This window comes from Gordonia sp. VNK1, assembly GCF_040049135.1.
Classification (GTDB): domain Bacteria; phylum Actinomycetota; class Actinomycetes; order Mycobacteriales; family Mycobacteriaceae; genus Gordonia; species Gordonia oleivorans.
Genome location: NZ_JBDZDJ010000017.1, coordinates 109,093 through 118,703 on the forward strand (window position 1 = coordinate 109,093; position 9,611 = coordinate 118,703).

Sequence of the window (9,611 nt, forward strand, 5' to 3'; positions counted from 1 at the left end):
GCGCACCGCCACCCCGACTTCGTGGGGCGGCGGCCCGAATGCGAAGGAATAAGCCGGTGAGCGAGACGCCCGCTGACTCGGTGCTCGCAACGCTGTGCGAACTGCTCACGAAGTGGAAGGGAAAGCCACCGGCGGATGCGATCGACCAGCTCGGCGGATGGCAGCGCGTCGTCGATGGGCTACGAGGAGCACCCGAGGATCCAGCCTCCGTGGTGCTGGTGCGGATCGCAGCTCTGTGTGTGCCGGAAGGCGGACCGGAGGCGAACGCGGCACTGCCGGAGATCGCGGACGCGGTTGCAGCGATGCAGAGCCCGGCAGGGTTCGCGGAGTCGCTCGACGCACTGCTGGAAGCGCCCGCTGCACTCGACATCGCGGGCGAGCAGCTTGCCGATGCATTGCTCGAACAGGTCAGGGCCATCACTAAGGCGCCATCGGGGAATCTCCATGAAGTGTCTCGTGCGGCGAGTGCCCTGGAGGCGGTGACTCGGCTACGAGTCGGGGGGTACGGATCGCGTTTCGGGCTCCTGGCAGCGTTGGAGGAGGTCAAGGCTCCGATGCCCAAGCGGCTCGCAGCCGCGATCGCACGATCGGTCGGCACCGCAGTGGATCACTGGCCCGAAGCTGTCGGCCTCGTGCCGGTCGTGGAAGCCGTCGCCGGACTTAAGGCGTCCTCAGGTACTCATGTCGACGGCGCAGACCCGGACCATGTCGCATCGGATGCTTCATGGGTGCTGGCGAACATCGCGTTGGTTCAAGCGCTGCGCTCCGACAGCGCGGAGTCCATGCTGCGCGAACTCGACAGGAGCATCCAGTACCTCACGCTCGGCGGCGAAACCTACGGCCGCGAGGATGCGAGACTTCTCGTTCCGATCGTGGAAGCTGTCGCGGGGCTGCTGCGTGCCGGCGATGCGGCCGGCGCCGCTGCGCTTGACGTGCTGCCGACGGCGCAAGTCGTGCGGGAGCTGGTGGAGCGGCAGACTCGCATCGACATCGGCCTGAGCGGCTTGAACCACTGGTACGCGGACGTGAAACGACAAGCGTCTGCCGCGTGGGTAATGCTGGTCGAGGACCTCGCCACCGCGCGGGAACAGCTTTTGCAGGAAGCGTTCTACGAGCCGGAGAAGGCGATCGACGACCTCATGCACGTCTACCGGGCGTCCCGGTCAGTCGAGATGGTGCGCCGTGCAGAGGACTTCGACGGAGTTCTGACGGTCGTGCAGCCGGTGATCGAGTCCGGGTTCGCGTCGAACACGGCCTTCGTGTCGAACCTTGATGTCTACATCGGCAGAATCGCGGTGCGCATTGAGTGCGCCACAGACGAGGATCGGTCCGACCTCGTCGAACAACAGCGCGCGGCTGAGCAGGTTCTGGCAGAGGCGCGCAGGATCCTTGACCAGGGCGGGCCGCCGGGAAAAGGTGGCGGCGGCACGGCCACTACGTCGCTGCCGCCCCAGCTTGAGGACATCCTCGGATCGGACCCGGAGGCTGCCGCCGCGATCGCAGCCTTCGCGCCCGGGACGCTTGAACGACTGGTCCAAGCCGTCGAAAACACCGGATTCTCTAGACACACCACCCTTCAGGAGAACCAGGTATTGACGATGCTCCAAGTCTCCCTGTCCGCGTCACCGGACTACGTGGGGGAGGTCAAGGACGCCGTCAACGAGGTTCTGCTGCAGATGGTGCGATTCGTCAGCAGCCGGCAGAACGCACAGGAAAACCGCCGGGCCTACCTGTACGACCCGAACGCCGACGAAGCGGCGCTTCACGATGACCTATACGAATACTTGTGGTCAGCGTTCGGGGCGACGGTGGACACCGAGGTACAGCAGATCGGAGGTGGCCGGGCCGATCTGCGGATCAAGTACGCGGGCTTCAGCATCTACCTCGAGCTGAAGGCGGACGACACGAAGAAGCCGTTGTCGGAGAAGGGCGCGTACCTGAGCCAGGCCGCGACCTATCAGGCCACGGATATCCGGATCGGTTTCGTCGTCGCACTGCGGACCCGGGCCTATCCGACAGGAGCGCCACACCCACACCTGACTTCCCTGTTCACACACGCGGTTGTCGACGTTGAGGGTGACGACCAGCCTCGGTATCTGATTCTGGTCGACGTGCCTGGAAATCGGAGCTCTCCGGCGGCAAAGAAGGCCAAGGCCTAATCATCCGCAGGCGTGGCACGCGTCGTCGCCGCTGCGCCGGGAAGCGTCGCCGCTAGTCTGACCGACGCTCCCTGATGGTTCCTTCGCTCAACTCTGTAAATCGGACGTGACCGGGATGAGAGTGTCGGGGTCGTAGGCTTTGTCCGCCGCGGGTAGCCGGGTCGCTGCCTCTGGATGGTCAGCGTCGGCCGAAAGGTAAGCGCGTCCGTCCCACGTATGTCGAATAACCTTGTAGACCTTTCCGTCAGGCGAAATGCGTACCAAATCGCCGCGACGAAACCTCCGCGTCATCGCAGTCGCGTCACCGCGATCGCTAAGGCCTTTCACAAGCACGACCGTGTTGCCACCTGGGTCGGTGGTCCACCACCCGCCCCCGTCGGGTGTTCTTTCAAATGCCGTACGTAGTCGGTCGCCGAGGCGTTTGGTTGCCGACTCTGCATCCCCGCTGAGCTCAATCCGCATCGTGGTGTGCGGGCAGTTTGTCGCCGGATTGACCTCAATGCTCAGCGTACTTGATGCGATGAGATAGTGCGGCTCGTCACCGTTCTGCAGTGTAGGAGAATGGGCGCCGAGGAGCGCCGCATAGAAGTCGCTAGCCAATCCCAGGGCCGGTTCGGGAACGTAGATTGCGATCGCTGTGATTCTCATCGAACTCTCCTGATTTCGGTCGGTCAATCGGGTGAAAGTCGCTCATACTTGCCGACGTGCGGTGGCTTCGTCGGCGGGCAGTCCTGCTGATTACAGCGGAGCGAGCATCTCGTAGGCATGCATCTCGCGACGCCAGCGTAGGAGCCCCGCATTCCGTGCCTCCTCGAGGAAATAGATGAGCGATTCGACGTCCCGGCCGGTCTCAGCTGCCCAATGGCCGAAGGTGGTGGGCGGGTATGCCGGTCCGTCTGGGGTCATGATTGGACCGACTCGGATCGTTGAGCCCATGAGAACGTCAATGAAAGTCTGGACGCTCGTACTGGAGGTAGCCTCGGCCGCTCGCTTAGCAGCCTGAGGGTACTCCCTGTAGGGAATAGCGACGACATCGTCATAGCGTTCTACGTGGTAATGATCGTGGCGGTTTCGCGTCCGCTTCGTTCGACGCCTCGCCTTTGCGGCACGGGTTCGGTGGTTCTTACTCATCGTTTATTTCCTCATCTCTTTCGACGTAGAGCCCTTTATGACGTCGGGAACGATGTCGTGGTGAGCGGCGCGCCGCAGGGCGCGCGGGAGAATCGAGCCGGTGCTCGCCGATCGACGCCCACGCTCAGTTCGGCGAGTTGGCCATAGACGTAGTTACCCACATTCGTCCTGGACGCACAGTGCGTACCCAGAAACGCACGGTGCGTCCGAGATCCAGGTTGCGGACGCACAGTGCGTCTATAATTTGGACATCTCGTAGAGTTTGCTGGCGAAATTGACCAGTGCACGAGAAGGCGGCTTGACCTTGTAACGGTGGCGCCAGCCGACAGAACCATCCCGATGCGCCCGTCTGAAGTGCGGGTGGGCCCGTACAAAGGAGCTTGCACGATGACCCGTCGCGATCCTCGAGCCAACGACGTAGCGCGCCACGAGCTCGGCCGAGTTCTTGGAGATCTCGCGCACGCCGGGGTCGACCAAGCGAGACCGTTTGGGGAGCTTCGCCAGGCCACCGATCGACCAACGATCGGACAGGTCCTCGCGGCCGCCCATGCGCACCGACTCGCGAGTCAGCGTACCGACGAGTTGCTGTGGGATTTGTTGGCGTATGCCCGGTTGGGTGGCGCGACCGTCGCTCAAATTCGCGAAGCGACCGGTCTTTCGGCCACCACAGTGAAGACACGCCTGGGTGTGCGGCCATATGCATCCGCGGCGGGCGTCGACTTCGTGCGGGTCGAGGGGGAGGGCGGAATCGATCGGTGGGACTACCAACCCACGGACTGAGAGCGAGTAGTGCGAACGCCGGGTTGCCGCTCGACAACGAACCCAGTGGATCAGATTCCGCGGCGGTCGCCGTCATGAGATTGATGCCGGGACGTCATCGCTGAACCGCGGTGTGAAATGCGTACCGGGTCCATCCGGTTCAAGGTCTCCCTCATATGCCGGCGATGTCGGGTCGAAGCGCTCCCGGCTGTGAATCGGACCTCGGGTGTCGTCCAGAGGGATTAGTGGCAACTGAGCGATTTCGGCGTACGACCACGAGTGCCAGCAAGCGGCGTCGCCACCCGGCGCCGTGGGCGGGGAGATGGTGCCGTCCTTCGACTGCTTGACGTAGGTGTCGGGAGTTACACCTGTGGTTTGGGTGAAGTCGATGCCGATCCGCGGGACCAGTCGCGGCACCGCCTCGAATTCATGGCGAAACAGTTCCCACGCGTCGAGTGTCGTGCTGTCGGGCGTTTCTTTGACGGGGTCGATTCCCGGTGTGTATCCGTAGGGGGCCTGGAACAACGTCGCAGCACTGGCCTGACCTTCGGTGTCGTCGCTGCTGGTTTGCATGACGATGCCTCGGCCGCGTGCGGATTTGGGGATGTGGTTGGCGGCTTCCATTGCGACGGCTCCACCCGCGTCGCCGCCGGCGAAATTTCTGAAGTCGGTGGCCGACCCCTCTTTGCCGAGCCACAGGCGCAGACGGATGTTGCTCATCCATTTTCGTGGAAAGCTATCGTCGTAGACAGATTGGGCGACGAACATGACATGAACGCGCCTACTCCGACCTTTGCTGAGCAAGCCGTTCATCGCACTCATCACGGACGCGGCGTCGCCTTGCATCTTGCGCTCGGCAAGGTCTAGCCGGAAGGCCCTGAACTCATCGAAAATGAAGACGAGGGCAGGTTCGGCGTACCCCTCGATGCCGTGCGACTTCATGAGTCGAGAACGTCGCGCGCGTTCTTCACGCTCGCGCGCGACGAACGCGACTGCGCGCAGGATTTCCGAGATGGTGCGAGCGAGCATCACGATTCCCGGTCCTTCTCGGTACTCGGCCAGTGGGCTCCAGTCATCTTCGCCTTTTGCGTCAGCGACGACGACGATCGCGCCGCCGGCGAGAAGCATCGTCACCCAGGTCAGAAGGGTGCGGGTTTTCCCGGCGCCCGTGCCGCCCGCGACGAGTACGTGGAGGGCGTCTTGGAGCCGGACCTTGATGTCGTCGCCGTCGATGGTGCGTCCCACAGGGAGGGCGAGTTCGGGATAGCCAGCGATCGCTTCGGCTTCCGAGCGCACCCGAAGCATCGAATCCGGTTCGGGGATGACGCGGTCCGGCCAGCTGGGGACGGTGCATCGAGCCGCCAGCACCACACGAGTGTGAGTTGAGTCGTACCAAACTGCCGCGTTGGGAAGCGCAAGGGCCTGCTGCAGGCGCGGCAGTGCGCGCACGAAATCTGACAGCACTTGGCCTGGCAGTGGTTTGATGATTATCGCCGGACCGTCGTCATGGTCCTCGATAGCAACGACTTTCGGTGCCGACCAACGGGTATAGCGGCTGCCGTCGGGGCGTAAGGTCGACTCGGAGCGCGCCAGTCCCGCTTCATCCCGAAACAAGCGGCGGGCGTAGTCGCGGTCGGTATACAGCTTGCCAATGCGCGGAGCTTCGCGAACCGAGGCCGGGACCCTGCGAGGCTGGGGGCGGCGCGCATACACCAGGAGCACATCCGGTCGTTCGTGTGTGCCCCACACTTCAGCGGATGTGGCCCCGGGAATCTTGCCCTGGAGCGCCGATTGCACTGCGCGCAACTGATCTCCGCTGATCGGACCATCACTCGGTGCTCGCACACCGAGTACCACCTGTAGCTCGTCTACGGAGACGTCGTCGACGACAAGGCGTCGTAACCCCGCCGCCCGCGCTGTCGCCGACCAGACGTCGTTGTGCTGGCCGGCCACCGATTCCTTCGCAAACCTCGCTGGTTTATCGACCACTCGTAGCCATTGCGTGCTGGTTTGCACTTGATGGTCGTAGCGGCGGCCGCGAAGGGGGTGGGCAGCGGCCACCGCCGCGACCAATTCCTTTGCCCTCCCGATCGCCTCGTGATCGCTGCAGTGCTCCTCCTGCGCCGTGACCTGCTTCGCGTCGGGCGCTTTCGGCTCAGGAGTGCCTGGAGCACCGCGTGCGCAGGCGGGCGCCGTTTCCGAGGTGGATGGCTCGGGGAGTTGCGGCTGTGGTGATACGGCCCATTCCGGTTCGTCCCACGCGAAATCACCACTCATTGTCGTCCCATTCCTCATCGGGTTCGGTAGAGCCAGGCGCCGTCGGGTCGTCGTCTTCGCAAGCAGGTCGGTTACTCACCCACAGCCACAGAGCGCCCGTGGAGTGTTCGCGCCCAGCTTGACCGACAGCCCGCAGGAGACGTAGCTCCTGCAGCAGCACAGGTATTCGGCCCTGCAGATCGCTTACTGTCGTGCCTGGCTTCGAGACCTCGAAGTTCAGCTGGGCGTCCCCATTGCCTGTGGAGTCGGGCAGTACCGACGCGAGCCGTATAGCAGGTGTGAACCCCTCGTCGTCTTGGCCGAATCGCCCCCATCCGGTGCGTTCACATACCCATGCAACACGCGTGGCGAGGTCGGTGACGTCTTGTAGACGTCCGTGTGGAACCAGTGTCGCGAGGGCGCTTCCATCGGGCCAAGTACGGTCTGGGATCGGGTCGAGTACATCGTCGACGAAGCCCCACCATCCGCGACGCTCTTGGCCTGGAAACAGCGGGGGTTCAGGCGCGCCAGGCTCGGAGATGTCTGGCATCGTCGGGGTCAGTGTCTGGCCGGCTACCGATACGCCTGCGGTCAGGGGCCTGGAGTTGCCTGCAGCTGCGGCATGATTGCCGCTGTTCGGCATCCACTCGGCCGGTGTCCGCGATGGCGTAAACATCCACACCCACACGAGGCCGACCAGCAATCCCGCGATGACCGTCACTGCCACGATCGAACGTGCGGATCCGCCGTCCGGATCGTTCGACCAGACCACCATCCGAGGAAGAAGTAGCCATGCAAGAAGCCCCAAACCGGCTGTCGTCCCGATCTTTATGCTGTTCACCGCTAAAATCTCTCCAAGTCGTGAAGGATTGGGGTGTAGATCATCTACGACTAAAGATGATCCCGCTGCACTCGCTCGGCGAGTCTTGTAATCCACCAGTCGGCTCGCCATAGATCGCCGTTGTGGACCTTCGCTGCCCATCGCTGGAGCGCCGCCTCTCGGGTCCACCCCAGTTGAGACCAGAGGACTGGCGGTAGCTGTGTGCAATCGTGCGTTGCCCACCAGGGTCGTCCGCTCGGAAGTTCAGCCAGAATTAGTGTTACGCCGAGCTTTTCACCGGTGGACCACGCGAGGAGCCCGGATTTATCGAGCCCGTAAGTGCCGACGAGCCGCACTCGCCGAATCAGGTTTGCGTCGTACCGAGTGCGTGGCGGCTCAGTGCCGTCCGACACGCGAGCTGTTGGTTCGCGGTGTAGCGAGTGGACTCGCGATGACGGTGAGGTGAGGCGTTCGAGAATCCTCCGGTGCCGTGCCGCAGTGTAGGTGTCCATGGAAACTCTCTTTAGCAGTGTTGTTGGATGCTAGGGGTGGTGGTCCTGGCTGGGCTACCCACGAAAGAACGCATTTCGCCATGTGAAACCACCGCGAAGTCCTCGACCGATGTGGCTGTATCATTTTGTGCCAAAGTCTATTTGATGCTCGGTGCTGGAGGGTCGAAACGGGCCCCGGGCCGCGCGGTCAGCCCTAGAGCACATGCGGGGATAGCGTCGTCTTGGAGTGACCAAGAAGCCTCGCATGATGTTGCGGCGCGTGTGTAGCGATCCGCGAGCCATGGCGGCACACCGCCGAACGTCGTGCGCATTGTGACGAGGCGAGGTTGCGGATCGACATGGCGCGGGTAGAGGCCCAGCGAGCACGCGGGGATGATCGATGGGTCCGACCATCCGACGGCGCACAGGTACGGCGATCTAACGTAGACGCTTAGGAGACCAGCCGGCACACTGAACGTGGCGTTCGGATCGACGACCGAGGTCGACGGTGAGGTGGATTGGGACGCAGGTGACGCTGCGTCGGGCAGCTGAGTCGAGCACCCGCAAATGCCACACAAAATCATGAGTGCCGCACCACTGCAGGCCAAGAGGGGGCGACGCATCATGACTCGCCAAATCGCCGGATGTCGTCCCGATGGATCCTGTGTTGTCGTCCGACTTTGGTGACTGTGATGCGCTTCTCGACGGTGCGGCGGCGCACTGTGGCTACTGATATGCCGTATATGCCGGCGACCTCCGAGTAGGAGAAAAACAAACGATCGGGACCGTATCGCGGGGGGACCACTTGATGGGTGTGGTGGTGATGCGGATTTGGTGCCATGGCTAGATCTGACCACATTAAGTCGCGTGTGTCTACCAGCGGATATTTCTCAATTATGTTGCAGTAGTGGGTATTTCGCAAATGCAAGCATGGCTGCATGCGTGCATGCATGCACGCGGATTGCTGGAACGTTCAGCGTTGATGGACTGTATTGATCAGTTGCGTGTAGTCGGTTGATTTGCAGCGAAGAGGGCAATCGGGGGTCCCGGCGTAGTTAAGCTGATAACGCTTTCGGATGAGGATCTACGACTGGGAACGAAGTGAGCATCGCGTGCCGCGAAAGATGCGAAAAGCGGGCCGCACAAGATACGACTACGTCCCGGGTGGGCGAGCACTAGCCAACTCTCGCGGCCGGTCAAATATGCTGTCTTGTAACGGAATTCGTGCTGGTGGGTCAGTGGAGGTCGCTCATTCTTTCGGCTATCGCTTGCTGCCGACCTTCGGCCACGTGCTGGTAGAGCGCAGCCATCTCCATGGTGGCGTGCCCAAGCCGTTCTTGTAGCTCGGCGGTTGTTGCTCCGGCCCAAGCGGCAAAGACTGCGCCTGTGTGGCGCAACGCGTGAACATGCATTTCGGCCTTGGCTGGTGGGAGCACCTTCTTGAATTGCTTGGTGAACGTTGAACGGGGTAGTCGGTCACCACGATGGTTGCTGACCACGAACGTGTTCGGACTGTTGTCGATGACCTTCAGCCGGTTGCGAATCTGTTCGGCGAGAGGGCTGGGAACCCATACATCGCGAACTCCCGCATCTGACTTGACCCCGTCCTTGACCTTCGGCTTGCCGTTGACGAGTGGCGCGGATCTGCGCACGTGGATCACCATGCCCCTGGGTCCATCCTCGATGTCCTTCACCCGAAGCTCGGACAATTCAGCGAACCTAAACGAGCACCACGCCATCAGGGGGAGGCCGAGGGCATAATACTCGGGCAGTTTGGCTGTGCCAGATTCGATTTCGCTGACTGTGAGCAATGTGATAGGCCGCCGCGGGGGCCGCCTTCCGTGGCGTTTGAATCGGGGGTTCTCCGCCGGACTAGTACTACAGCCGTAGATCGGGTTTATTGTTGTTGTGACCTGCGGTTTTGGTGGCATTGTTGGGCGCGTTTCTGGTGACGTCGGCGCCACAGGGTCCAGTCGAGGATGCGGTCGACGGCGT

7 protein-coding genes are annotated in these 9,611 nt (G+C 62.5%); 1 reads left to right on the forward strand and 6 read right to left on the reverse strand.

The genetic code is table 11. The features are described 5' to 3' along the window. Positions 1-56: 56 nt before the first annotated feature. Positions 57-2,159, forward strand: a complete 2,103-nt coding sequence (locus ABLE94_RS19240) for a hypothetical protein (RefSeq protein ID WP_348809553.1) — start codon at positions 57-59, stop codon at positions 2,157-2,159. An 87-nt stretch (positions 2,160-2,246) separates the two neighbouring features. Here the strand turns inward: ABLE94_RS19240 and ABLE94_RS19245 are convergent, their stop codons facing one another. The 6 genes from ABLE94_RS19245 to ABLE94_RS19265 all read right to left on the reverse strand — a co-directional run bounded on the left by ABLE94_RS19245 (position 2,247) and on the right by ABLE94_RS19265 (position 9,547). Further along, positions 2,247-2,807, reverse strand: coding sequence for a hypothetical protein (locus tag ABLE94_RS19245; RefSeq protein WP_348809554.1), 561 nt, complete (start codon positions 2,805-2,807; stop codon positions 2,247-2,249). A 90-nt stretch (positions 2,808-2,897) separates the two neighbouring features. After that, positions 2,898-3,065, reverse strand: a complete 168-nt coding sequence (locus ABLE94_RS19250; protein ID WP_348809555.1) for a hypothetical protein — start codon at positions 3,063-3,065, stop codon at positions 2,898-2,900. Positions 3,066-3,527: 462 nt separating this feature from the next. After that, positions 3,528-3,926, reverse strand: a complete 399-nt coding sequence (locus ABLE94_RS19255) for a hypothetical protein (protein WP_348809556.1) — start codon at positions 3,924-3,926, stop codon at positions 3,528-3,530. 216 nt (positions 3,927-4,142) lie between these two features. After that, entirely contained in the window at positions 4,143-6,326 is a 2,184-nt protein-coding gene (locus tag ABLE94_RS19260; protein ID WP_348809557.1) for a type IV secretory system conjugative DNA transfer family protein, read from the reverse strand. 1,912 nt (positions 6,327-8,238) lie between these two features. Continuing rightward, entirely contained in the window at positions 8,239-8,568 is a 330-nt protein-coding gene (locus ABLE94_RS26470) for a helix-turn-helix domain-containing protein (protein ID WP_425476247.1), read from the reverse strand. 283 nt (positions 8,569-8,851) lie between these two features. Next, complete coding sequence (locus ABLE94_RS19265) at positions 8,852-9,547, reverse strand: tyrosine-type recombinase/integrase (RefSeq protein WP_348809562.1); 696 nt, start codon at positions 9,545-9,547, stop codon at positions 8,852-8,854. Positions 9,548-9,611 lie beyond the last annotated feature (64 nt).